This is a genomic window from Pseudidiomarina sp. (genome assembly GCF_048268165.1).
Taxonomy (GTDB): domain Bacteria; phylum Pseudomonadota; class Gammaproteobacteria; order Enterobacterales; family Alteromonadaceae; genus Pseudidiomarina.
In genome coordinates, this window is the sequence record NZ_JBLWWA010000001.1 from 1147121 (window position 1) to 1173278 (window position 26158).

Genomic DNA, 26158 nt, shown 5'->3' on the forward strand with positions numbered 1-26158 from the left:
TTTAACTTCCCTTTTTCAGAAATGATTTTGCTGGATAATGAACTGCACCTGCTGGAATGTCTTTGGTCACAACCGAGCCAGCTCCAATTATAGCGCTGTCAGCTATCTTAACACCCTGGATAACCGTTGCACCGGCTCCAATATGAACGTTTTTGCCAATGCATGCATCACCGCAGATGACTGCGCCAGGTGCAACATGGCAGTTGCTTCCGATACGCACATCATGCTCGATGATAGCACCTGTGTTAATAATACTATTCTCACCAACTACGCAGCCGTTTAATATCGCTCCCGGAAATACTTGTACCCCCTCTGCCAATTCAGCATATCGCGAAACCACGGCACTATTCGCTGTTATCTGCGCGAAACTATAACCCGCGTGTTTAAAGCGAACGTATAGCTTGGTGCGCAAGTCACCAGCGTTGGGAAGCAAACCAACGCCGTTTACCAGCATTATGCTATCTGGTGCAAAAGATAAAATGTCATCATCGTCACGGTGGTGTGCGATGCCTCTAAATTCTTCTGCGTTTTGCAGTTCAGGTGCAACTAAGCATTCAATAGAAGCACCTTGTGCAAGCAGAATGTCAGCCAACACGCGTGCGTGACCACCGCCACCCAGAACAACGAAAGGTTTATTCAACAATCAAATCCCCCACCAAGTAATCTTGGGTACTCGATTTTCCGATAACTTGCCAATAATCAAAAGGCGACCGGCCACTGCCAGGGCGTTTAACGGCAATATCTTCGGCTGCAATTTGTTGGCCTTTCGCAATCGGCTTCGCGGCAACGAGGCTTTTACGTGCTATCGCTTTGTTATGCACTTCTGAAACAGTTGGTCGCTTCACGCCATCACCCAGGGCTATTTCGACATCGCGTATAGCACTGATCATCGCCATCAGCTCCGAAGGCTCGAGCGAAGCTTTATGGTCAGGCCCTTCAAGATTGCGGTCAAGAGTAAAATGCTTTTCAATAATTTTGGCTCCCTTGGCAACTGCGGCTATTGGGATAGTAATGCCATGACTGTGATCAGAGTAGCCCACTTCAAGCTTGAACGTGCTCGAGATAGTGTCCATGGCATTTAAATTAATTTCTTCCATTGGTGCTGGGTACTCGGTAGTACAGTGCAATACGCTAACTTTCTCACGCAGAATGTGTTGACCCGCATCAGATGCGTAAGCTGCCTCGAAATCAGCCCGCGTTGGATTACTTTCCTTCGAATTCAGATAACCAAAAGCAATAACACCAAGCACGGCTTCAATTTCGGCCATAGTAGCCATGCCCGTTGAGACAATTAAATCACAACCGGTTTGTGCATGTTTCAAAACCAACGGCGCATTAGTGATTTCACCAGAAGGTATTTTTAACCGTTTCAGATGAAGCCTATTTACCAAAAAATCGAGGCTTTCATCATCAAATGCTGTTGAGAGAAACTCAATACCCAACTCATTACAATACTCAACCAGCTCAAAATGTAAGTCATGACTTAACTCCAAGCGTTGTAACATAGCTAACTGTGATTCTTCTTTGCCCGTATTCTTTTTTTGATAACTTGCTTGAGTTGCCTTGTCAGTGACTAAGTTCTTAGCTTTGAATGTTTGGAACTTAACGATGTCAGCGCCAGCATTGTGGGCAGCACGAACTAAATCGCGAGCTAAGTCGGCACTGCCATTATGGTTTACACCTGCTTCCGCAATAATTAGAGTCATGACAATTACCCTTCCCGTCGGCTTATATCGTGAAATTTCTTCATAACTGACAAATTGGAGTACCTGATCATACTTATAATTTTCTCGCATGCGTCGCCCTTGCCATAAGGGTTATCGACCGACTTTAGCGCGCCAGATTTTTTCCGTTGCAGAGCCGTAGTTAAAGCAGATTTTATGGCTTCGGCGGTTGGCTCACAATGAACTACGCTCTTGGCAGCTAAACGACCTTGTTGTCTGACACCAATGTTCACCGTTGGTACATTGAAAGACGGCACCTCGATAATTCCACTCGATGAATTACCGATAACTACCGTGGCATATTTGACTGCAGTTAAATAGCGTCGTTGACCCAATGATGGAACCACAATCACGCGCTTCGGATGGTTCGCTGCATATTGTTCAATTAGAGGGATGATTTTTCGCCCACCAGTGTCAGCATTCGGGTAGGTAATAATAACTTTTAGCTGTTGATTTGTGTCTAATGCTTCAATTATATTTTTAAATGTTTCCTCAGCTGGTTCATCAGCCAAGGTTACAGGATGGTAAGTTACGAGAGCAAAATCACTGTTCAAGTCAAAATTTAACGATTCACTTAACTCATCACGAGACATTAAAATGGAGCGTTGCAAATGATCGAGCCCAATCGCGCCGACATTCTTGACTCGTTCTGGCGCTTCACCAAGTTGAATCACTCGTTGGCGATATTTTTCTGTTGATACGGCATGCAAAAAGCTCAGCTTAGTTATTGCATGGCGTATTGCGTCATCATAAGCGCCTTCCGTTATTTCTCCGCCATGAAGATGCAAGATTGGAATACCCATCAGCATGGCTGCTTGTGCAACACCTAAGGCTTCGAATCGGTCACCTAGCACAACAACCAAATCAGGCTGTTGACGCTCAAGCGCGTCTGCGTAGCCAATAATCCCAAGCCCTAAACTTTTTACTGTACCCACGGCTGAGTCTGAAGATAGCAACATCTCGACTTTTTCCGCGATGTCAAAACCATCCGCCTCAATTTGCTGCACCGTATATCCAAACTCTGGCGATAGATGAGTTCCTGAAACCAATAGCTGCAACTGCATGTCCTCGGCGCTACTTATGTCTTTTAGCAGCCAGTACAATAGACCGTATTCGGCACGCGTTCCGGTAAAAACTGCGACTTTGATTCTTTTCATCAGGTTACCCTAAATTGGCGAGCTCGGAAGATTTACAAGGCGCGCTTCAATATCTTCGGAAACTGCGAGATTGTCGCGAATACAAGACTTAAACATAGGCAAACGGTGCATCAATTGCCAAATTGGGCGGCACATTATTCCTGCCTTATTTTGTTCTTCTAGCAATGCATTGCGGGCATCGTGATCTTCACAAAGTATCGCGTTTAGCCAGAAATTCGACTTCCCATGATTCGGTTCTTTAACAAACTCGTACGTTGAGTTTTTAAAGTATTCTTGGTACTTGTCAGCCAACACTCTCTTTTGTTTCAAAAACAGTGGTAATTGCTGCATTTGAGCGCAGCCAAGTGCAGCGTTCAAGTTCGGTAGCCGATAATTGAAACCTGCTTCATCATGGAAAAATTCATACGGGTGAGGCACTTTCGCTGTGGTCGTAATATGTTTAGTTCGCTGCCCATCTTCTTCGCTGGAACACAGAACCATGCCACCGCCACCAGTAGTGATAATCTTGTTGCCATTGAAACTAAGTGCGGCATATTTACCTACGGTGCCAGTATGTTTGCCTTTGTAGTATGAACCTAAACTTTCCGCAGCGTCTTCAATTAATGTTAGGTGCCACTTATTACAAAGCTGATTCAGTTCGTCAAGGTGCACTGGATGACCAAACGTGTGCATGGGCACAACCGCCCGAATAACGCGTCCTGTTGCTTTATCTACGCAGCGCTCACCATCTACTTTTGCTGAGGCTTCTAAAAATTCCTCAAGCGCCTTTGGACAAAGCCCCAACGTTTCTCGAGCAACATCAACAAAGATTGGTTCGGCACCCATATGATAAATTGCATTGCAGGTTGCGACGAAAGTTAACGCCTGAGTAATAACATAATCATCGCGCTTTACGCCCGCCATATACATTGCTGTATGCAATGCGGCCGTACCATTTACCGTAGCAATAGCTCGAGTCGCGCCGGTAAAGTTTTTGATCTGGGCTTCAAAGTCATCAACATACTTACCAACACTTGAAACAAATGTGCTTTCTATGGTATCGAGTACATTTGCACGCTCTTGCTCACCGAACGTTGGCGCATGCAAAGGTATAAACTCGTTAGTGTTATATATTGAACGAATAAACTCGCTTAATTCATGTGACATAAGGTTCTCAAATTACATTTTACTGTCGAGGTATTTGCCGGTTTCTTTATGTCCAAAAGCGGGAATCATTTTATGAAACAGTGCAACAATATCTTCTTTACGCCATGCCAACTTACTTTTCATGGTACCTATTTCGTTTTCGAAGGTAGTCAATAGACTGATATTGTAATTCGGTTCATTCTTGATAACACCGAGGTTTTGGAACCTTTCCATATCTAACACTTCGTTTTCGGTAAAGAATTCTTCGAAATCTTTTTCACCGGTGGTATCGCTAGATGTAAACAAGCACGGCCACATTCCCTTTTTCGGAAGCGTTTTTGTGAGCTCGCGTGCTTCGTCTTCAGAACTGCATAAATAGGGTTCATAACCCATTTTACGTAAATACTTTTCAGCGATTTCAGAAAACGTAATCAAATGTAACGCTTCGCTGAGTTTTGGGAAAAAAATGTCTCTATTTTCGCCAAAAATGCATGACATCAAGCAAAGTTCACCGGATTCTTGCGGTGTAACGAAGTAACGCTTGATATCGTTTGGCGCAACGATCGGCTGTTGCTTTTGAATGCGTTGGTTAAACCCGTGCAATAGGGAGCCGTCTGAAAACGCAACGTTAGCAAATCGTGCTGTCGAAATGTCGATTTGCTCACTACGGCGCATTAAAAACATTTCCATGATCCGTTTCGAGGCACCCATCATGTTCACTGGGTTCGCAGCCTTGTCAGTGGATACACAAAAGTATTTCTTAGTCTTGTTCACGATCGACTGTGCGAGGGTTTTATCGGTGTTGAATATGTTGACGTCTATCATTCGCATTAGTGTGAAAGGGTCTTTTTCACTACGAACATGTTTCAGGGCCGATAAGTTCAGCACATAGTCATATTTGCCGTCATCTTTTATAAATGCATCATACTCTAACGAACCTATATCTAGGGCAAAAGTTCTAAAGTCACCGTCGATGTAACCGAAAGAGCTGCGTATATCCCGCACCAGTTCGACCAAGTTATTTTCACTAATATCGACGACATGTAGTTTGCTCGGATTACGTTTAAAAATCTCTTTTGTGACTGCTTGCCCAATAGAACCAGCTCCGCCAATCACTAAAAAACTTGATTGTTGAACCCGACGCTTTAATTCATCCTCGTGATTAATAATATCGTCATCAAATAACGCTTCGGTGCGTCCAATGAGCTCTAATATATCCGTAGTCATATTAGTGAAATTTCCCTTGAGATTTTAATAATTCATAGTGTTCAATATTGCGCTGACTGAACACACGCGCGGGATGGCCGCCTGCAATCGCATATTTAGGCACGTCTTTAACGACGCAACTTCCAGCTTGAATAATAGCGCCTTCGCCAATAGTTACACCACCCAAGATAATGACACGGCTACCCAGCCAAACGTTGGCTTCAATAATTACATCTTTATGGATATATGTAGAATCGTAGGGAATTGCGTTGCCCTTATCGTAGTTGTGAATCTGAGTGATGATCATGCATTCTTCGCCCGAGTGAAAGTTATCACCAATTTTTAGTTTTCCACCACCACTCGCAATTAGCCCATTAAAATGCACATTTGAGCCTAACTCGGTTGTTGGCGTTAATCTTGTTCGGCCATTTACGTATACAGGTCCTGCGACCTTCCCCACTTTTCTTAACGCGAGTTTAGTGAAGAAGTAACGTTTTATTTTTCGATGTAATTTCGCAATTTTATGTAGCATTAAGGTATATTTTTCTTTAAATAAAAGGCCCATGGCATTCTAACCAAACGTTGTGCAATAATCCATGTTGCCAGCCATTGAATGGTCATACTGATACATAAAGCATAGGCCGCACCAACAACGCCGTGCAGCTCCAACATTACAAACAATAATATTGTATTAATAATGCCCGATGTAATAGTAATTACGGCAATAACGCCTGTGCGTTTCGTGTAAAAAATATAGTTTGTCACGAATAGATAAGCGCCTCGCAGCGCTTGTCCTAATATTACCCAACCGACAACGTCCGCAGCGGCTGTAAAATCTGGACCCACTAACAGAAGTAAAATATCATCGCCAATTAAGAAGCCCAGCCCAGCCCCAACAACCAACAGCGCATAGAGTCCGTAGGTTACTTTAACGACACTTACTTTTCTTTCGGCACTCGAGTCCGTTAAGTTTTTGAACAGCCATGGTGAAAATGCTTTATTGATTGCATCCAGTAATAGCGATGCCACAAGACCCACTTGTAAGGCTACCATATAAATACCAGCAGCATCGGTGCCTAAAAGCGCGCTAATTACGGCTCGGTCTATAGAGAGAAGCAAAAATGCGCCAATGATATGGGGAACTAACGGAACACCAAACCTTAACGCTTCTTTTATTAAATCCGGCCGCCATGTAAATGTCAGCAATCGATCACGATATAGAAACAATAGTGCGATTAATGAAAACGAAAATACTGCCGCACTATAACCCGCTATTCGTCCCGTTACACCGAGAGTAAAAATGATCACCAGCAACAGCGACAAGCCAACATTTAACAAGCTTTGGCTTACTTGGAAGATACCAAATACGATAGGTTTTTCTCGCACTTGCCATTGCCCCAAGCGAATTTGAATCACGAAGTTTGCAGCTGCAAATGGAATACCTAACAGCAACCATTTGACGGGGAAGTTCAATAGCTCGCTTAATGGGTTCGCGAATATCAAGGTGACGACAAATAATATCGCGGAGCTTATCGCTAGAATGGTTAAGCAAGCGACAATGAATTCACCCATTTCATTTTGTTTGTCTTTGTAGTCAAAATACTTGCGATTTGCCGCAGCATGCACGCTTAGTCCACACAACGCTCCAGCAAGAGATACCCAAACATTAAACAAAGCGACTTCGCCGTATTCTGCTGGCGATAAATAGCGGGTTAAAACTGGAAGCAGCAGAAATGGCACTGCTGCATTGATAATGCTGGAAATTATATAAACTCCGGCACCTTTAGCAAGATTGCCTAAGCTGCTCATTTTTAGGTCTTACTTTCAGGGGAGATTTTTAACCGGCTGACCACTGCATCAGTCGATGCGTCAAATTCTGTCGCAGCTTTAGCATCAAGAACATCAAGTATCTCAATTGATAGCTTCTTACCCTTCTCAACCCCAGGCTGGTCAAAACTATTCAAGTTCCAAATAACCCCTTGAGTAAACACCTTATGCTCATAAGCTGCTATCAATGCGCCAAAGCTTTGTGGTGTCAGTTCATCAACAAACAGCAAGTTTGAAGGGTGGTTACCAATGTAATGATTACGTGCTTCACCGTTTTCGGCTCCAAACCACATTAAGCGGCGGTGCGCTAAGCAGTTGGCTACGGCTAGGCGTTGTTGCTCAGCTAGACCTTCCTGAACTGGTGGTTCAAAATCGGGGGCTGCACGTTTTAGTACGGCAATAAAGTCTGCACAAAATTTGTCATAGCCTTGGTGCAAATGCTGGAAGAACGCATGTTGCCCGTTCGGGCCAAAACCACCCCAAATGATTGGGCCAGTTGGGTAATCAATGGCATTGCCTTCAAAGTCGCACTGCTTGCCGTTACTTTCCATGTCCAGCTGTTGCAGGTAGTTGGGTAAGTAACGCAAACGGCCGTCATACGGCAGCACGGTTAGATTATTAATTTCACGTACTTCGCGGTTGTACACACCAAGCAGTGCCATTTGCAGTGGGATATTTTTCTCTAATGGTGCCTTGGCAAAGTGATCATCCATGGCCTTCGCGCCTTCAAGCATCCGCCCGAATTGGTTCGAACCAATGGTTAAAGCAATCGGCAAGCCAATGGCTGACCACAGTGAGAATCGCCCGCCCACGGATTCAGCAAAGCTGAGCTGTTGTGCTGGCGGTATGCCAAAGTCTGTCATGGCTTGGTTATTGGCCGACACGCCAATCACATGGCGGCTTAGCCATTGTTCTTGGGTTAAAGTTGGTTCAACCCAACGGCGCACGGTGTCAACGTTGGCCAAGGTATCAATGGTGCCAAAGCTTTTTGACGCGATCACAAACAGCGTGGTTTCTGGGTCGGTAATAGGTAACACGGCGTACAGCTGACCACCGTCCATTGAACTGACAAAATGCACACTTAAGTTGTGCAAACTATTGTCGTCAGCAAACTCTTTCAGTGCGAAGCTGCCCATCATTGGGCCAAGATCAGAGCCACCCACGCCGATATTCACAACGTCAGTAATTGGTTTACCGGTAGCACCTAACCATTTACCCGCGCGCAGTTCGCGCACAATGGTGCAGAACCGGTTTTTGCCGTTGCCCGCAGTCACCACGTTATGAATGGAGCGGTTTAAACAATGGCTAACGTGACGGTCTTCGGTGGCGTTATAAAACTCGCCACGCATCAGCTGCGTACGCAGCTTGTCGAAGTTTTCAGGTAAACGTTTGTCTGCAAAGTCACGCAGGGCGTCGATATCGACGCCCTGGTAAGTGGTATCCAAGTTTAGAAAGTCACTTTCTATAATCATAACGTGTCCATGTTTTGCTACACGGGTTAAATAGCTGTTAATGCGGCTAAAGCGACACCAATCTGATACAGAATCTGTGTGGCATCACGCCAGAGTTCCATGTTGTTGGTGTATTCAGTGTCAAGTGGCACCACAATGGTATCACCCGGCTCTAACCGGTTGTTAGAAGCCATGCTAAACCAGCCGCCTAGCTCAACCATTTCAACCGCACCATTGGCTTTAACCACGAAAATGCGTTCTTCGTCGGCTTTCTTACGGGTACCACCGGCACGACGCAAGTAGTCTTCCACGTTCAAGCTACCGTCGTACAAGAATGAGCTTGCCAACTGCACTTCGCCAATTACGTTAATCGTGTTGCGCTGCGCAGGAATGACAAGACGGTCACCGTCTTTTAATTGAATGTCTGAGTTTAAGCTGCCGCTCATAATGTACGGCAGATCAATCACCAAACGGCCAACTGGCTCTACTTCCATTAAGTCTTGCAGCAACTGACGGGTTTGGCTGTAACTCATGCTGCTCTGGTTGTTACCAGTAATACTATTGGTTGCAACTTCGTGCTGTAACTCACGTGCGAGCGACTGCATGCGCTGACGCTCAAGCTCTTTTAGTTCATCACGCGTAAACACCGCACCGCGTGCAAACGCGTACTGAGTTAAGCCACCTGCCCGTTCAATGAGTGCTGTCAGCGTTTCACCACGGCGAATGGTGTATTTGCCTGGGAAGCGTACTTCACCTTCTAGCGTCACTTCTAAGGTGTTCTGCCAATCTGGAATTGCGAACACGTTCAAGCTGTCGCGACCTTTTACCGGCACGCTGTCTTTGCCCATTAACGCATCGAATAAATTGAAGCTTAGGTAGTCAGTAACAGTTTCACCGTTTTTGACTTGGGTGCGCGTAATTTCCGCGCGTGCCAAATGGGCAGATTCCTTTAAACCGCCTGCTGCTGCGACAAGATCTGACGCATCAGCATTTTCAACTAACGGGTAAACGCCCGGATACTTGACTTCGCCGGCCACATAAACCAACGGCAAGTTACCGCTTTCGGTAAACTGGTGGCGTAAGCGGGTGAGAATTGGTTCGAGTAAGTTATTGCGTGAATACTCGGCGTATTCTTCAATTTTCATTTTCTCGAGGTTTTCGTCTAAGCTACGTTGCGTGAACAAACCTTGCAACTCTTGCTGCGCTTCGGATTCTTGCGACTCATCTTCACTTTCGGTTAACTCACGTTGTTGCTCAGCAACAAGACCTCGCAAATAGTTTTGGCGGTAGTCTTTTAACAGTTGTGCGCGCTCACGACGTTCTTTTTCAGTTTCGCTAACTATCCAGTCGGTCAATTGCAGGTTCTGCAATCTTTTATCTTCATAACGCGAGAAAATAACTAATTGGTCGTGTGATTGCAGCGGCTTGTTGTGTTCTGCATCACCGTTAATTGCAGCGGCCACGTCAAACTGATGCAGCTCAACATTGCGGCGCTGATCGCGCTCACGCACAATTAAGCCATAACCAAGGTCAGCATAGCTCAGTAAACTGGTTTTTATGTCACTCAGCACATCGCTAACGCGCATGCCTTCATTGAATTCGTAGTAGCCTGGTCGAGCAACGGCACCAACTAACATCACGGAGTCGACAATTTCGTTTGAAACCGCAGGCACATCAACGTTGTCACCGTCAGCCACGGTTAGCGATTTTGCGTTGGCTAAATCAACGGTGCTGACTAATCGACGGCCATCGCGCACACGTTCAATGCGGGTTGCTTTTTTATAGGCCGTTGGCAATACACCACCGGCTAGTTCAAGCACCTGCGCGAGATTCTTTTCATCTTTTAATTCGTAAATTGCAGGGCGTACCACTTCGCCCTGCACCGTGACCATTTCGCCCCGCGACGGGATAAATACCATATCGCCCGACTGCAACACACGATCGCCAGCCATGTTGCCATGAATTAGAAAGTCATACAGATCAAGCGTGGCAATGGTTTCACCATCACGCTTTAACTGCACGTTACGCAGTGATGCGATATCCGAAACACCACCACTCACAAACAGCGCTTGGGTCATAGTGGTCAACGAGCTGACGGTGTAAGCACCTGGTTTATGCGCTTCACCCATCACAAAGATTTGGATTGAACGCAGTTCGCCCATGCTCACGGCGGCTTGCATACCGATTAAACGCTGTGACACTTCATGCTGCACCAAGTCACGCATTTTGTCGAAGGTTAAGCCCGATACTTGAATAGGCCCCAAATTGGGAATGGTCACACGACCTTGACGGTCAACTACAAGCTCATGAGATTTTGATTCTTTGCCGTACAATTGAATTTGTAACTTATCACCAACACCAATCACATAGTTGCTCGGTACTGGCGCGCCTGTTACTTGGGCAAATGTACTGGGTTCACCGGCAAATAATTTGTAGCCGAACGGTTGTGGAACACCTTCGTCTTCTTCAAATTGCGCTGCAACGTCTTGCGGAATAACCGGATCACCGTTTTCATCAAAGGTGGTGCCGCGTGGGAAAATAGTTTGCGGGTCTTCGTTGGTTTTGTTGCCTGACAAGCCGCCTTGCGAGTCAAGTAATGACAAGTCAAAGCCATATTGGCGTGCGAGCATTTCCTGCTGAGCGCGTGGCAGTTGTTTAAACTGTTCCAGTTGCTGCGGCGTTACGCCTGCGACTTGCGCTTGCGCGGTTATGCTAAAAACACTGAGGCTGGTAAGCAGCAATGCCGCTACCAGCCAGAAATTGATATAAAAGCGACGCACTGTCGTCTCCTTGCTTCGACTTATTCTAGTAATTATTAACCGTTGCTGCTTTTTTCTTTAAAAACTTGAACTGCTGACAATACAACGTATACGCACCAAGGAACAAGACTAAAGATGCCCACGCTGGTGTGTTCAAATAATCCAATACAATACCAACTGCCGCGAAGGCTATTGCCTGGCCGGTTAGTATGAGTAAGGTTTTGCGCGGCGCAAAACCTGCCCGCAGATAAAAATGATGAATGTGGTCACGGTCTGGCATCATCGGATTGCGACCGTTTTTGATACGGCGCGTCATAATAGTCACCATGTCCATAATTGGAATAGCAACCACCCATAATGAGGTAACCGGATTAAAATTATCGACTGCAGAAAACTGTGGTTGGGTACCTTGCGTTAACATCCAAACAATTGCTAAACCAACAAACATCGAACCGGCATCGCCCATAAATACTTTACGGTATTTACTGGACACACTCAGATTGCAAATCATAAATGGGATTAATGCAAATCCGACCAGCATGCTGAATAAATACAGGTCACTTTGGACGGTCAGCGCTGAAAGCACACTGATGCTGAAGAAAGCAACCATGCCCATTGCACCCAGTAGACCGTCAATGCCATCAATCATGTTGTAAGCGTTCATTGCTGCTAAAACTGCAAGGTAGGTAAACACGATACCCCACGCGCCCATGTCAACCACGCCAAAGCCAAACAAGTTATCGAGGTTGGAGATATACATGTCGCCACCAAAAATGATGACACTCGCAGCAATAAATTGACCTGCTAGACGGATGGAAACACTCAAGCTGAACTTATCATCAAGCATGCCGATGAATACCATCATCGCGGCGCTAACCAAGAACAAACGCGGTTGCAGCGGCAGCTCAGCATTGAACAGCATGGCAATGGTGACGCCTGCAAACACCGCGACACCACCGATTAAGGGAACAGAGCCCGTATGGCGCTTACGGTTGCAAGGTTTGTCCAAAAGGTCGATCAACACGGCTACTGGATGCATCAGCCGGAGCATCAGCGCGGTTGCACCTAATGCGATCAGAATTGGAACTATGGACATACTTTGAATGCTCTCCGGAAAAGTTCGCTATTTATAATAGTTCAATTTGACGCAAATGTTACACCATTAAGCACTAGTTTTCTACGCTTGCGATGCAAGATTTACCGAGTAAGGCGCTGATACAATTTCAGAAGTTTTTGTTCTTCAGACGTCCAATTAGGAACGTTCATCGAATATTTTGCTTCATAGTAATTTTTCAACTCTTGTTGCCAGCTCTCAGAATACGCCACACCTAGCTTTCTCGTTTCAGCGAGTTCACGCCAATGCGGAAAATCAGAGCATAATGTCGGAATGCCAGCTGCCGCATAATCGAAGAATTTCGTGAGTTCTTTACGATCCACAAAAGGGGAATGCGGGAATAATGCAAGGCCCGCTAACCATTTGTGTTTACGCAACATGTACTCAATATCACTCTGGGGAATATATTCTTCTAACCCAATAAGCACAAATCGCGTTGGATAAATGTTTCTCCATGTCAAGAACGTGTTGATTTTTTCATAAGTAACTCTATCGCACTTGCCAACGTAGCAAATGGCAGAATTTGGTTTGTCGATTAGAACCTGTAGATTATTCAATGCTCCGCGTTCGATAGTTACGTTGCCAGTATAAATGAACCAATCAAAGCACGAATCAAATTGTACATCCGATACCCTACTAGTAGGTTTTGACAACTCATCTTTTTCTCTATCAAGTGGATAGTTTAAAACTTTCAGCGCCTTTGGAAACCTGTCCTCATAATACTTTTCAGCAATTATTGGTTCAGCCAAGTACACAACAAACTGTTCCCAAACACTCAGCACCCAAGAAAGTGGAAAACGAATTAATTTCGGTAGATAGTCTTTTTCTAACACGAATGCTTTGTTGTCTTCGTGAATGTCGTAGATCACCTTGTAACCGAGAAGTTTGAGAGCTGGTATAATCACGGTAACCTCAGGGTCGTGAATATGTACGACCTTAGGCTTCAGTTCTAGAACCTTTTTAAATAGCTTCCAAGGGCCGAGAAAAACTCTTGACCAACGAGATCTAAAACCACCGATTGCATGCACATTTATTTCTTGTTGGTTAAAATCATTAGAAACAGATGCGCATAGATGCACCTGGTACCCAGCTTTTGCCAATGAAGCACATTCCTTAAAAAAAATTCTGTTGTCTTGGTAATGATGTACTGAGGTTAAATGGCAGACCTTAATCATTACTACTCCGATACCTTTTATGTTTCTTTAAACCGAAATATATATAGTGCGCAAGAGAAAATAGCGTTCGGCTAATCGATAGTTCCGCAACACTACGAAGCACCTTATATTGCCGCATAATTTCTTTGAATTTGTTCGATGAGAGAGAACTTATATTCACGCGATAGTACGCATGATTTCCACCATAGTTCTTAGCAACAATTCCTGTTTTAGTAAGGCTTAACCAAAACCCGTAATCTTCCTTAAAAATATAAGGCATCCTTAAATTCGGTATTCTATGTCTATCTAACATTACAGTAAGGCAGCCAATCGAACATGTTTTACACAAGTCTTCAAAAGTCACTTGCGAAGGCGCATCAAACGTACCTATGACAATAGGCTCGTCATTTTGATTCACATTCTGGAAACTAAGATAATTTCCGAAACTAAAATCTACATTTTTCTCTTTCATATACGCGAGTTGCTTAGCTAATTTTTCCGGCATCCAAATATCGTCGCTATCGAGAAACGCTACATACTGCCCTTTTGCTTCGTTGATTCCTGTATTACGTGCGCCGGCAGCGCCTTTTTGTTCGGTATTTTTTAATAATTTGATACGCGAGTCTGACGCTGTAAGCTTCTCAATTCGCTTGTCAATATCATCATTTGAATGATCATCGATGATTAGCATCTCCCAATTATGAAATGTCTGGGCAAGCACGCTATTAATCGTGTGACAAATCGTTGAGCCGGATTTGAAATAAGGTGTAATGATCGTTACTTCTGGCTTAGCAAGGTTATTCATTTAACTACAACTTCCCAAGAATAATTCGACGATAGAGCACAAACAACAAGCCCAATAAAACGTAAAAGAAGAAGCCGGTGCGTGTAAAGTCATTCAATGATGACGAAAAATAGCTGACAGGAAGCGATGCCATATATGCTGATATCGCAAGAAAAAACGCAAACTCCCTTGAGTGCGGTGCATGTTTAAGCGCTCTTGCTAATCTTATTGACGCATACCATCCTGCAACCACTAAACCTGTGTGGATTAGGATTCCGAGCAAGCCGTAACGATAGAGATAAAGCGCGTAAAATGACTCAGGCATGAACAATGCCTTACCAATGCCGACACCGACTATTGGAAATAACATCTGCGCCTGCACAGCAAACATCAATTGCTCGTAGCGCAGACCAACTGAGGGCTGCCTCTCTATAACGGCTTGTAAACCACCACTAGTTAATGCGTTATAGACAACTTCCAATCCCATAACGGTATAACCGAAAATTTCTTTGATTTCTTGGTAATAAACAACGGTTAACCCCGCCACTATTATTACGATGGAGTAAAGGGTAAACAATACTAAATTACGCTTCGGCAACCATTTACAAACTATCGTTAAAACAACGAAATAAATTAGTGTGGCCACGAATGAAAGAATGATTGTTCGACTTTGTGTAAATAACAAAGCGGCAAAGCAAATTGCAAACCCAAGTACATTGAGCAATTTCTTTTTGTGATAGAGCGTAGCAAGTAGAAAATACCATATGGGCAATATAATTAGAGAGCCGAAAACATATGGAACAATAAAGGGACCGACTGCTTTAAAATTTAACGATCCTCTAGAGTCCTTATAGAGAATTTTAGAAATATCGTTGATAATTCCAACGTTCGATTCGAGCACTCCCCACAAAGCTATCAATAGGAATGACGCTATTAGTACAGTCAAAAAGCGTTCAAATTCTGGATGGTTCCACTTACATAGATAGCTCGCCAAAAAAAAGCAGCATAAGTAGATTGGCTTAATAATTTCTATCACATCTCTTGTTACGACATAGCTTGCAGAAACAACTAATGAGAAAGCTGTTAACGCCAAAAACACAAACATCACAATTAAGGTAAGAGTAACTGCTCGTTTTACTCGTAACTCCGTCGTAGCAATTAAAAATAAGCAGGCGCTAAATAAAACAATTGTAAATACTTGTTCCAACGCGAGACCAATATATTCTTTAAATAACGGAAAGGTAAAAGCGGCAAGTGTCAGCCAGCCTAACGCAATTTCTACTTTAATTTTCGAGGGGCGCGCCGTTTCCATAATGACAGGCAAATCTATTTAGGTTGCTTCGTTTTTCGAATAACCATCAATACCAAAACGACAAGGCATCCGATGGTACCACCAAGCACCCCACTAAATAATACAATAAATGTCCGTGCAGGCGAATCTCTCTGTTCCGGAGCGACAGCGGGATCAACGGTTTGAAAAATATACTCTTCACGAACTTCTGTGAACATTAAAGTTTTTGTTTGTTCCTCAATCAATTCGTACATAACCGTGCGAATTTCCGCTGCATTGACTTGCAGTAATTTTGAATTTAAAAATTGAATACTTTTGTTCGCTTCGGCCTGCTCTGACTTTCTCATATAGTCATTCAAATCGTGAACTAAGCTCTCTACAACCTCTTTTGCAATATATGGAGATTGATGTAAAAAGGATATTTGATAAAACCCCTGCACTTCAGCTGGTTCCACCTCTAAAACGTTTCTAAACACTTCCACAACTTCTTGATCAGACGGCTCTGAAACATATGGAAATTTGACGGACCGAGTCCATGTTTTATTGTTTTCGTCGAAAACCTCTTGGTCGAAAACAATGGTGTTCGATTCAGGTAACCACTCTTTCGTTGCAAAAAGTAAAGGTTTCAAGTTATGTCTTTCAACAAAATCCGCAATAAATTTTCTAGACTTAATTATCTGCAAAGCCATTTGAGTTTTATCAACAGCATTAGCCGACGTTAGATTAAATCCTGCAAGTGAGGCTAAGCCGCCCAAGCCATTAAGACCCGATAAGTTCTGGTTAGACTGCTCTCCTGCCGGAGCTACGACGGTGCTAGCTTTATAAATGTTAGGCTGTGAAAGTGCATAAATAATACCCAACACACCAAAGAATATTCCAAATATGACGATAAGCAATTTTTTCCGCCATAGCTCTGTGAAAACTTCTGACAGGTCGGCATCTGCATTCTTGTTTAGATCCTGCTTCCAAACTTCAGCACGGATTTGTTGTTCTATGTTTTTATCCATTGTCGCTATCTTCTATTTGTAAGTTTTTCGCCGGAATTAGTCGTTACCAAACAAATCACGGGTATACACCTTATCCGCCACGTCATTCAAAACTTCTTGATGACGGTTAGACACAATCACATCGCTCATTTGCTTAAATTCATTCAAATCGCGAATTACCCGTGAGTTATAAAATGTTTCTTCTTTTAATACCGGCTCGTACACCACCACTTCAATGCCTTTAGCTTTCAAGCGTTTCATAATGCCTTGCACGGCCGATGCACGGAAATTGTCCGAACCTTGTTTCATTACTAGGCGGTATATACCCACCACGTTCGGATTGCGGCGCAGTATGTCTTCGGCAATAAAGTCTTTGCGGGTGCGATTGGCATCCACTACGGCACGAATCATATTCTGCGGTACTTCGTCGTAATTCGCCAGTAACTGTTTGGTGTCTTTGGGCAGGCAATAGCCGCCATAGCCAAAGCTGGGGTTATTATAGTGGTTGCCTATTCGTGGGTCTAAGCACACGCCTTCAATAACCTGACGGCTGTCTAAGCCGTGCACTGCGGAATACGTATCCAGCTCATTAAAGTACGCCACGCGCATTGCCAAAAAGGTATTGGCGAACAGTTTAATGGCCTCAGCTTCGGTGGCATCTGTAAACAATACATCAACGTCTTTTTTGATGGCGCCTTGCTGCAGCATTTGCGCGAACGTTTCAGCGCGTGGTGAGCGTTCACCGACAATAATGCGCGACGGGTACAGGTTGTCGTACAGCGCTTTACCTTCACGCAGGAATTCTGGCGAGAATATAATATTGTCAGTTTTGAACTTAGCTTTTAGCTCGTTGGTGTAACCTACTGGAATGGTTGATTTAATCACCATCACGGCCTGCGGGTTATGCGCCAATACAGTTTCAATGACGGCTTCAACCGAGCTGGTATTAAAGTAATTGTTCTTGGCGTCGTAATCAGTTGGCGTGGCAATAATCACCCACTCCGCGCTTGCGTAAGCTTGCGGCTCAGTGGTTGCCGTGAGGTTTAAGCTTTTGTTGGCTAGAAAGTCCGCGATTTCCTTATCTTCAATTGGGCTTCTTTTGCTGTTTACGGCATCCACACGACTTTGCTGAATGTCTACAGCGGTTACTTCGTGGTGCTGCGCAAGCAACACCGCGTTCGATAACCCAACATATCCGGTTCCGGCTATTACAACTTTAGCCATGCTTAAATTCCCTCTTTAGTCAACATAGTACGGACTGCGCTTATCCGTTGCGCCGAACAAGCTGAATTCGCGGCCGAGCATTTGGCCACCATCACGCGTTAGCGGGCTCCAACCAATACTGCCCCGGCCAGCGCTGTGACGCAATTGAATGAGGTCAAACGGAATACTGATGTAGAAACCTTTGGTGAAGCTGCCTTCGCCGTATTCTTCTGACGACACATTGGTTTTCGCCGCATAGGCACCCGCGATAATCCCACTTTTGAACTTATGCTCAAACGCCACTTGCACACCACGGTCGCCGGCCAAAAATCGCCCCGCTGCCACGGTTAACAAGGTGTTCGGCATAAAATTCGGACGCCAATAACCGGTTACATGGCCAGTGATTACGTCATAGTCACGGAAGCCAAAATGGTTTTCCCAGTCGCGTTGACGGGCATAGTTCACGTCGACGCCAACGGCCCAACTGCTGTCGAGCTCACGGTACAACAACTCGCCACCAAAGCCGCCAAACATTTCTTCTTGGTAGCCCACGTACCCAAAGGCAAATAGGTCTTTGCTCAGCTGTTCTTGATGGCCAATAATCAGGTTGCGCAAGTAGATGTCGGAGCTGGTTACGTATTCGCGCACATAGGTACGCACACGTGGCAGCGGCCCTTCTTCACGACCGCCAAGGTAGTTAAATTTGTCGTAGTTATCCAGAATACGTCCGCTAACTGTGGTGTAAGCAAAGGTATTCTTGCTTAAGGCGTAATGGGCGCGAACATCTAGCCCCACTTGGTACATGTAAAATGCTTCGGGCCCACCAAAGCTTTGATTAATGTATGGTTTCACGCTTACGGTTGGCAGTTTTGCAAACTCAAATTCGCTGCCATATAAGGTTTCGCCCGGGGCGTCGGTGACTTCGCTGCGGCTATAGGCCTGCTGCGTGGTCGCGTTAATGGTGCGACGCGCTATCGCATCTTTGAAAATTTCAGCATCAATGTTGTCCTGTGCCAATTCGGTGTTACCTGACACGGTCACGAACTGGTAGGTTTCAATGCTTTCCGGTGTTTCCGATGCCAACACACGGCCTAAGCGCTCAAGCGCAATTTCGCTATCACGGTAACGGGCCTGACCACCGTATAAGGTTAAGGTTTTCTGCTCTTCGTTGAGAGCAATTTCACTAACCCACGTGCTGGCTTCTTGACTTATTGCGCTACGCAGCTGGTTCATCTGCTCTTGCTGCTTTAGCTCTTCAATGCTGGCAACCTTGGTTGGCTGAGCTTGGCGCGGTGGCGTGTCCAGCTTCGGTTGATACATCTGATCAAAGTTGGTGCGAATGGTGAAACCAAACATGAAGGTGTTACCACGCTCGTAGCTGAACTTCAGGCTCATGTTGCGGCCAAGATCATACTCAAGCCCGTAGTTCCAACGCGAGTCTTGCGGCATGGGTACGGTTGAAGGTTCGCGAATGTAGTTGTTGCTGTCGTATTCTACTTTTACGGTCAGTGGGTCCCACGGTGTTTGATATTCCAGACCTCCGAACCACGCGGCGTTGCCTTTAAACCATTTATCGGCTTCAAAACTACCACCTTCGCCTGAGTAGCCACCACCACGACGGCAAAACTCATCGGCGAGTTCACAAAACGGGTTGTTGATGTTGCCATTTTTACCTAAATAGCCCCAACCGATGCCGGCAGTGAAGTCGAAATTGCCAAAGCGCTTGCTGGCGGCGACATATTCACCGGCAAATAAGCCAGTACCGGCTAAATCGCGGATGCCTACGCTGGTTTCTGGTACCCAACGCGATTCTTCAGTCAGGCGGAATTTAAAATCTACGCCACGGTCTTTATAGGTTTGATCGCCCGAAAAGCTTTCGAAACCGCTGTAAAGCCTTGTACGAATGTCGTTATAGCGCAGCGTGGCTTCTAACCACGGAAATACTTGCAGGTTAATGGCCCAACGGCGATATTCTTCGGAGTCATAATAGGTGAAGGCGAATTCACCCACGTCGGCATGACGGCCACTTGGCATTTGCAGCAAGCCCCAGCTGCCGAAGTCGTTGGTGCTTGGCTGTTGGCGTTTATTCGATTCACCCAGCCACAACAGGGGCGGCTCTTGCTTGTCTTTTACGTATTGGCTAACGGTGGTGAAGTGCCCCTGCTGACTGATTTGCGGCTGCATGGGGTTCCAGTAACGCGCCAGCTCAATCATCTGCTCGTTGATGTTCTGGTAGCTGCTTGGCAGCTTGCTGGTATCAAACAAAGCAACAACTTTGGCACCCGCTGAAAATTCTTGCTGGTATGCGTTGTGCGGATCAATATACAACGTTTGCACGTCACCGGCGGCTGTGATTTGCACCACTTTTTCTTTCAGCGTAATGGCTTCAAAGCGTTGTTTGAGCTTTTCGGCTTTGGCCGTTTCACGCGCGGTGAAATCCGGATGGTAGGTCATTGCAAACGGAACCCACACGGCACCTATAATTTGCAAGTGTTCAAACTGATGCTGCTTGATGCTCGGCAACAACAATTGATAACGGTTTTCGGTAAGCGCTGGGTTGGCGTTTAAAAATAAGCGCGCTTCGTCGTAGCTGCTGGTTAACGCGCTTTTTTTGTTGATATCGACGCCAAAGGTAATGCTCTTCGGGCCTTCCTCAACGTGGCCACGCCCTATAGGCTCGGCACCAATAAGCGGCCAACTGGCCACTTGCGCGGCAACACGGCCGACTAGCTGCGCGTAATTGTGATCGTTGTTATCAAGAAAGTAAATTTGCAACTGATGCAGGTGTTGTGCCAGTTCCCGTTGCTGCTGCATGATTTGGTTTTGCTTACTCGCGCTCACTAAGCGCACACCAGGCCAAAATATTTCGGTTTGGCTGATTTGTGCTTGCTCGTATACTTGGTGCAGGCGCGGGGTACCCAAAAATTCAAGCTGCTGCTTTTGCGCAGGGCCTTCGATTTTAATGGCGACTTTTTGTTGCTGGCTTGGCTGTTGCTGCGCTGGCTCTTGCGCGTTGACGCTGGTTGCGAACACGGCAGCAATAGCGATCGTGCTCAGCTTGTTTGCGGCCTTGATAAAACGGCGTTGGTTCATTCGTTCACTGCCTTCAAGTCATTCGCGTAGGGTTTCACTTCTTCAATTTCAACATAACCGGTGCTTGGCGCCACAAATTGGCGTGACTTAACGGTGCGCCCGGTGTTTTGCTCAAGATAGAAGGTATTCGTGAACAGCTCGCTGGTTTCTTCAATTCTGTATACGGTGAGTTCGGTGGTGTCGGGGTGGGTCCACCGCTCGGTGCCAAGCACGGCGAATTCGCTGTTGTAGGTTAGCACTGTGTCTTTTAAGTTCTTTTCGGTGGCGCTGGTTATCCACACTTTGCGCTGCCAGGTGGTTGGGCACTGGCTGGGTTCGTTTAAGTTGTGCTTCAGGCAAACAAGCGGATCAGCATCTAGGTTATCCGTGTGCGCGATAGCGCCACTGATGTTCACGCTGCCAATAAAACGACCATGCTGGGTGTGAATGATTTCGTCGCCGCCGGTGCGCCACTTGAGTACGTTGTCGTCGTCAAAGGCCAGCGCCATGAGTGCACGAGGACGATTATCCACACGAATATATTGGGCGGCATACGGGTAATCTTTAATTTCCTGTACGCTTAGACTTACGTCATCGGGCGTTTCGAACGCGCGTTGTGCAATTTCGACATAGTTTTTTACACGCACACTGCACCCACTCGCCGTGGTGACGAGTAAAGCGATGATGGCTGCTTGTTTGAGCATTTGGAATGGCTTGCGCTGGGTTGTCATGCGTCCGCTTCGTTGTAGTTTTCGTTATTTTTGTATGCCGCTCGTGTAGCACGAATAGTAGCATATTTGTTGCCTGTTCAAAATAAAAAAGCCGCGGAATTGCTCCCGCGGCTTTGGCATCTCTAGCTAGCTCTAACTTAGTTAGTGCCAGTAGTAGTGCTAGTTGTAGTGCCGGTACCTGGACCTGGGCCTGGACCCGGACCTGGAGGCGTTGGCTCTACGAAGTCGTCGTCGTCGTCAGTTGCAACAACTAATACTGCCGCAGCAGCTACACCAGCAGCTACCATAGCACCAGTAGTATAAGCTGCACCTGAACCAGATGCGTTGCTACCACCAGCAGAACCAGCGTCTTGTGCAATAGCGGCTGGCGCAAGCGCCATCACTGCTGCAGCAAATAATGCTGTTAATGTTTTCATAATATACCTCTTCCTTACTATTGATTGGCCAATCAGCCCACATCTATGTGGGTGATTATCGTCAAATTTAACAGCTTGTTATAAGACTGTAAAGGTGATTTTTGTAAGCTTTTTTGTCTAAAAGTGGAAGCTGCCAGTTAATGCCATATAACTGTTATCACTATCAATTAATGTGTAACCAGCACCCAAGCTGAACTCTTGAGTGATGAAGTAGCGGCCGCTAACAGTCCACTCTTGATCGCTGCCATCGTAAATGTCTACGTGGCGCACGTTCGCGTCCACTTCAATGTCATTAGTTAAGCGCGAACGCAAGCCAACCTGTGCATTCCAACCGGTGTCGTCTTCGCTGTAGTTACCAAAACCTGACGTGCGCACTTCGGCGTCATTGTACACCAGGCCGCCGGCCACGTAGCCTACGGTGTTGCCCATGTTGTAAAACTTATAGCCGATGTTGCCGTACAAGCTGGCAGATTCAGCGTCTACCGCAAAGCCGCCTGCATTGTAATCGTCGCTGGCGTAGATGTACTCAGCGCTGAAGAACCACTCCGGGTTAATGGACATATTCAAGTGCGCGCCTGCGCCGTTGAGGGTTTCTCCATCAAGATCATAGCTAATATAGCTAACACCAAGCTTGTCGAAGCTTGGAGCCTGTTGCGCATACGCTGCGGTGGTACCCATTGCAGTAGCCATTACTGCGGCGATGGCAGAAATTTTAAATAATGTTTTCATTTTTGTAGTCCTTCTGTGGAGTTCCTTTCCACAGTATAGACCTATAAGTGAGGTGCAGTCCTAGGACTGCACCTTTATTTGCTCTTTATTTACGCGGGCTGTTTAATCTTGCTTGTGTAAATGCACATCCATTTGTGGATATGGGATGCCGATGTCCGCTTTATCGAGAGCGATTTTAATTTCGCGCATCAGATCCCAATACACCGGCCAATAGTCAGTGCTGTTCACCCAAGGGCGCACGATGAAATCAACTGACGAATTATTCAATGCATGCACCTGGATGTTCCACGCTGGGTCTTTTAACAGACGGCTTTCCGCTTTCAACACATTTTCCAGCACTTCTTTGGTTTTGTGCAGGTCTGCGTCATACGACACACCAATCAGCAAATCAACGCGGCGCGTGTCTTCGCGGTTGTAGTTGGTGATTGGTTGGCTGGTGATTTGCGCGTTGGGCACAAACACCACTTTATTGTCAGGCGTTTTCAGGATGGTTTGGAAAATATTCACTTCTTCCACGGTACCCGATACGCCACCTGCATCTACGTATTCACCGGCGCGAAATGGGCGGAACAGAATAATCAATACGCCTGATGCCATGTTCGACAGCGAGCCCTGCAACGACAAGCCAATGGCTAAGCCGGCGGCACCCAAAATGGCAATAAATGAGGTTGTTTCAACGCCAACTTGCGACAATGCCATGAGCACTGCGGCGATGAAAATCACTGAGCGCACAATGGCGCCAAGGAAACTGATCACGGCTTTATCGGTGCCGCGCTTTTCCATGCCTTTGCCCATCAGACGTGCAACTGAATTCGCAATAATCTTACCCACAATCAAGATGATGATTGCGACAATGAATTTTAAGGTATAGCCGAGAATCAACTCTTGGTTCTCGCTAATCCATGTCATGACCTGTTCCATGTGTACTCCTTTTTACCATTTAAAATTGTAGCGGCCTTGGGCGTCGGGCTTGCCGAGAAATACTAACAACTCGGTGATGGGCTTGGGCGTTTGCAAGGTAGGCTGCATACTGCCTGTTAAGCTAATCTGCGGCGCATCGATGCGTCCATTTACTTGTGCGTTTAAGCGTAGCCCAACCAAATTGTTATCGTCAATTTTCACTGCAATGCCGTTTTGATCGTTGCAGTTTAGCGTTGACACATAATCGCCCAGCGCATGCCATTGTTGATTGATGCGCATCTCTGTGGTGCGTGCATTGAAGCGTGCGTCTAACGTATCGCAAAATTTTCCGCTTTGAAAATCAGATAGTTGGTAGTCAGCGATAGTCAGTTCCCAATTACCAGCTATGGTGATGGGTACGGGTAATTTAAGCTGTTGGATCGCCGGTTGCATGGCGCCTTGCAAGTTCGCGGTAATCGTTGCCTTTGCTGCACTGGCGTTGATGGTTGCGTTGCCGTGGATATAATTTGTTGAAGGAATTTGCAGTGCGATATTAGCTTGCCCCAAGAATAACTGCCAAGGGCTTAAGCGCCAACTCACATCCTGTAAGTGTAACGTTCCACCGGTTGGCAGCTCGGCACGAATGGATGTATTACCTTGCCATAGCGTGCCCTGCGTTGAAGAGAGGTGCAGTCCAGGGACTGCACCCCACTTAATAATGGCGGCGGGAGTGAGTGCGACCAGCGCGACAATATAAAGTGGAATCAACCACAGCAACCAACGCCACGACATCATTCGCTCACCTGCAGTCGGCGCACGCGCACCATACCTGGTTCGCCGCCTTCAGTGGCGTCGAGGTGCTCAATGGTGAGGCCAGCTTCGGTTTGCAGGCTTTCGATAAATTGCAGCAAGGCATTAAAACCAACTTGATCGATTACCACCAACAGGCTGTCGGACTGCGGTTGCATGCGCGTTACTTCAATTTTTGCGCCGCTTGCCAAAGTTGTCACCCGCTCGCTGACGCTGCCCCCCATACTTGAGGTGGGGGTGCGGAGCTGGGACTGCACCCCACCTCCGCTTTGCGCGAGATACCGCCCGGTGTTTTCACGCACCCATTGCAGTAGTTCTTGCTGTGCATTGATTTTGGTTTCGCGTTCGGCGATGCCGTCGGAAATCGGCTTCCATAGCAGGAAGTACATCAATGTGATGACCAGTAACACGGCGGCGGTGCTCACCAACAATTTTTCGCGTTGGTTCATTTGGTTCACGCGCGCTTCAAGTCCGGGCACACGTTGGATAAGTTGTTGTAGCAAATTGGCCATTACACGTCCTTCTTCACGGTCAAGGCGCCGCTAACGGCTCCCGACTGGTTATTCACCGGGCCCTGCTCAACAGTTACCTGCCCGCCCTCGTTCGCCACTTTGCGGAAATTCTCTAAGCTACCGAAGCTATTGGCTTTTACTTGCATACGTAAGGTTTCGTTTTCAAAGCGCAACATCTCAAGGCGTACATCACGGTTGGCTTTAAACGCCGGCTCCAGATGCGCCAAAAGTTCCAATGGCGACGTGGTGGTGCCCTCAACGCCAAGACTTTCAAGGTGGCGATTCAGCTGTGAACGCACGTTAACAATGCGTTTTTCATTCGGGAAGGTATCGCGATAGGTTTGCTCAATGGCTTGTTCAAGCTGCGCACTTTGCTTACCTAACTGCACGTATTCAACCACTTGCGAGCTGTAGCCGACAACTAATAACACGGCTGCAGCTATCGCAGCCGGTTTGTAAGTGCTCACATTGGACCCACCCTTGCGCTTCTTACGTTGCACCCGATATTGATGCTGCCGCAGGTTAATCATTTCCGGATGAGATTTACGTGCGTTGTAGGTGGTTGCCACAATGCTTAGTGGCACCTCAATGTCCATTTGCTCAACCGCTTGCAGCTGCATGCCTTCAGCCATAACTGGCAACAGCGAAATATCGGTGCTGAAGCCTCTGTATTGGCCGGTACGGATGATGACGGTTTCACCAAGCGTGAGCGAGGTGGGGTGCAGTCCCTGCTCCGGAGCTGGGACTGCACCCCCCTCCTGCGGAGCCGGAACCATAAAGATATCCGGATAGATTTCATCGCAATCGATGTCGGCTGCATCGAGCGCTTGCAGCCACTTGGTCATGGCTTCGTGTGCCACCACGGCAACGTGCAGCGATAACCCGGTGCCGCTCTTTTTCACGGGTGGCCACGCAAAATGCAATTCGCTGATGTCTTGCGCCAATTCGTCTTCCAACGCATTGGGAATTACTTGCGGCAGCATGCGCATCGCGCTATTGGGCAACTCGACGGCAGTGATCAGCACATCCGTACCTGGCGCGAAACAAATCACCTCACGGCTGCGCGCATGATCGCTCAATTGGTTGAGCTCGGACAAATCGTTGAGCGTTCCGCTGGCTATAAGCTCTTCTTGCGCCGGACTCCAAATCAGCCAGTGCAGCGGCTCTTGCGGTTGCGAGCTCAAGCGAATGAATAATTGTTCCATTA

Annotated in this window: 23 protein-coding genes; all 23 read right to left on the bottom strand. The window is 46.4% G+C overall.

Annotated features, from left to right (window positions below; translation table 11 throughout):
* Position 1: 1 nt before the first annotated feature.
* The 23 genes from ACN0UY_RS05480 to gspL all read right to left on the bottom strand — a co-directional run bounded on the left by ACN0UY_RS05480 (position 2) and on the right by gspL (position 26156).
* The gene (locus ACN0UY_RS05480) at positions 2 to 640 is read right to left on the bottom strand and encodes an acetyltransferase (RefSeq protein ID WP_417665701.1); all 639 of its coding nucleotides are present in this window, start codon (positions 638 to 640) and stop codon (positions 2 to 4) included.
* Complete coding sequence (gene neuB, locus ACN0UY_RS05485) at positions 633 to 1706, bottom strand: N-acetylneuraminate synthase (RefSeq protein ID WP_417665702.1); 1074 nt, start codon at positions 1704 to 1706, stop codon at positions 633 to 635. Before neuB ends, ACN0UY_RS05480 begins: the two co-directional genes overlap by 8 nt.
* A gap of 5 nt (positions 1707 to 1711) precedes the next feature.
* The gene (neuC, locus tag ACN0UY_RS05490) at positions 1712 to 2881 is read right to left on the bottom strand and encodes a UDP-N-acetylglucosamine 2-epimerase (protein WP_417665703.1); all 1170 of its coding nucleotides are present in this window, start codon (positions 2879 to 2881) and stop codon (positions 1712 to 1714) included.
* Positions 2882 to 2890: 9 nt separating this feature from the next.
* Entirely contained in the window at positions 2891 to 4027 is a 1137-nt protein-coding gene (locus ACN0UY_RS05495) for a LegC family aminotransferase (protein WP_417665704.1), read from the bottom strand.
* A gap of 12 nt (positions 4028 to 4039) precedes the next feature.
* Positions 4040 to 5233: a UDP-N-acetylglucosamine 4,6-dehydratase gene (locus ACN0UY_RS05500; RefSeq protein WP_417665705.1), complete on the bottom strand. Its 1194-nt coding sequence runs from the start codon at positions 5231 to 5233 to the stop codon at positions 4040 to 4042.
* A 1-nt stretch (position 5234) separates the two neighbouring features.
* A complete protein-coding gene (locus ACN0UY_RS05505; protein WP_417665706.1) occupies positions 5235 to 5777 on the bottom strand; it encodes an acyltransferase in 543 nt (180 codons plus the stop codon).
* Complete coding sequence (locus tag ACN0UY_RS05510) at positions 5744 to 7021, bottom strand: oligosaccharide flippase family protein (protein ID WP_417665707.1); 1278 nt, start codon at positions 7019 to 7021, stop codon at positions 5744 to 5746. The genes ACN0UY_RS05505 and ACN0UY_RS05510 overlap by 34 nt, the downstream gene beginning before the upstream one ends.
* A 2-nt stretch (positions 7022 to 7023) precedes the next feature.
* The gene (gene pgi, locus ACN0UY_RS05515; protein WP_417665917.1) at positions 7024 to 8553 is read right to left on the bottom strand and encodes a glucose-6-phosphate isomerase; all 1530 of its coding nucleotides are present in this window, start codon (positions 8551 to 8553) and stop codon (positions 7024 to 7026) included.
* On the bottom strand, positions 8538 to 11270 hold the full coding sequence (locus ACN0UY_RS05520) for an SLBB domain-containing protein (RefSeq protein WP_417665708.1): 2733 nt from the start codon (positions 11268 to 11270) through the stop codon (positions 8538 to 8540). The genes pgi and ACN0UY_RS05520 overlap by 16 nt, the downstream gene beginning before the upstream one ends.
* A gap of 25 nt (positions 11271 to 11295) precedes the next feature.
* A complete protein-coding gene (wecA, locus tag ACN0UY_RS05525; protein ID WP_417665709.1) occupies positions 11296 to 12345 on the bottom strand; it encodes a UDP-N-acetylglucosamine--undecaprenyl-phosphate N-acetylglucosaminephosphotransferase in 1050 nt (349 codons plus the stop codon).
* Positions 12346 to 12446: 101 nt separating this feature from the next.
* The gene (locus ACN0UY_RS05530) at positions 12447 to 13538 is read right to left on the bottom strand and encodes a glycosyltransferase (RefSeq protein WP_417665710.1); all 1092 of its coding nucleotides are present in this window, start codon (positions 13536 to 13538) and stop codon (positions 12447 to 12449) included.
* Positions 13531 to 14322: a glycosyltransferase family 2 protein gene (locus ACN0UY_RS05535; RefSeq protein WP_417665711.1), complete on the bottom strand. Its 792-nt coding sequence runs from the start codon at positions 14320 to 14322 to the stop codon at positions 13531 to 13533. The genes ACN0UY_RS05530 and ACN0UY_RS05535 overlap by 8 nt, the downstream gene beginning before the upstream one ends.
* 4 nt (positions 14323 to 14326) lie before the next feature.
* Entirely contained in the window at positions 14327 to 15613 is a 1287-nt protein-coding gene (locus tag ACN0UY_RS05540; RefSeq protein WP_417665712.1) for a hypothetical protein, read from the bottom strand.
* A 14-nt stretch (positions 15614 to 15627) separates the two neighbouring features.
* Positions 15628 to 16599: a Wzz/FepE/Etk N-terminal domain-containing protein gene (locus ACN0UY_RS05545; RefSeq protein ID WP_417665713.1), complete on the bottom strand. Its 972-nt coding sequence runs from the start codon at positions 16597 to 16599 to the stop codon at positions 15628 to 15630.
* Positions 16600 to 16635: 36 nt separating this feature from the next.
* On the bottom strand, positions 16636 to 17802 hold the full coding sequence (locus tag ACN0UY_RS05550; protein ID WP_417665714.1) for a nucleotide sugar dehydrogenase: 1167 nt from the start codon (positions 17800 to 17802) through the stop codon (positions 16636 to 16638).
* A gap of 15 nt (positions 17803 to 17817) precedes the next feature.
* Positions 17818 to 20874: a YjbH domain-containing protein gene (locus tag ACN0UY_RS05555; RefSeq protein ID WP_417665715.1), complete on the bottom strand. Its 3057-nt coding sequence runs from the start codon at positions 20872 to 20874 to the stop codon at positions 17818 to 17820.
* Positions 20871 to 21584: a YjbF family lipoprotein gene (locus tag ACN0UY_RS05560; RefSeq protein ID WP_417665716.1), complete on the bottom strand. Its 714-nt coding sequence runs from the start codon at positions 21582 to 21584 to the stop codon at positions 20871 to 20873. Before ACN0UY_RS05560 ends, ACN0UY_RS05555 begins: the two co-directional genes overlap by 4 nt.
* A 137-nt stretch (positions 21585 to 21721) precedes the next feature.
* Positions 21722 to 22000, bottom strand: a complete 279-nt coding sequence (locus tag ACN0UY_RS05565) for a hypothetical protein (RefSeq protein WP_417665717.1) — start codon at positions 21998 to 22000, stop codon at positions 21722 to 21724.
* A 117-nt stretch (positions 22001 to 22117) separates the two neighbouring features.
* Positions 22118 to 22729 carry a porin family protein gene (locus ACN0UY_RS05570; RefSeq protein WP_417665718.1) on the bottom strand — a complete coding sequence of 204 codons (612 nt, stop codon included), beginning with the start codon at positions 22727 to 22729 and terminating at the stop codon, positions 22118 to 22120.
* A gap of 102 nt (positions 22730 to 22831) precedes the next feature.
* On the bottom strand, positions 22832 to 23650 hold the full coding sequence (locus ACN0UY_RS05575) for a mechanosensitive ion channel domain-containing protein (protein ID WP_417665719.1): 819 nt from the start codon (positions 23648 to 23650) through the stop codon (positions 22832 to 22834).
* A gap of 12 nt (positions 23651 to 23662) precedes the next feature.
* Positions 23663 to 24424 (bottom strand): type II secretion system protein N, encoded by a 762-nt coding sequence (locus ACN0UY_RS05580; protein ID WP_417665720.1) that lies wholly within the window; start codon positions 24422 to 24424, stop codon positions 23663 to 23665.
* Positions 24421 to 24951, bottom strand: coding sequence for a type II secretion system protein GspM (gene gspM / locus ACN0UY_RS05585; protein ID WP_417665721.1), 531 nt, complete (start codon positions 24949 to 24951; stop codon positions 24421 to 24423). Before gspM ends, ACN0UY_RS05580 begins: the two co-directional genes overlap by 4 nt.
* Positions 24951 to 26156, bottom strand: a complete 1206-nt coding sequence (gene gspL / locus ACN0UY_RS05590) for a type II secretion system protein GspL (RefSeq protein ID WP_417665722.1) — start codon at positions 26154 to 26156, stop codon at positions 24951 to 24953. The genes gspM and gspL overlap by 1 nt, the downstream gene beginning before the upstream one ends.
* Positions 26157 to 26158 lie beyond the last annotated feature (2 nt).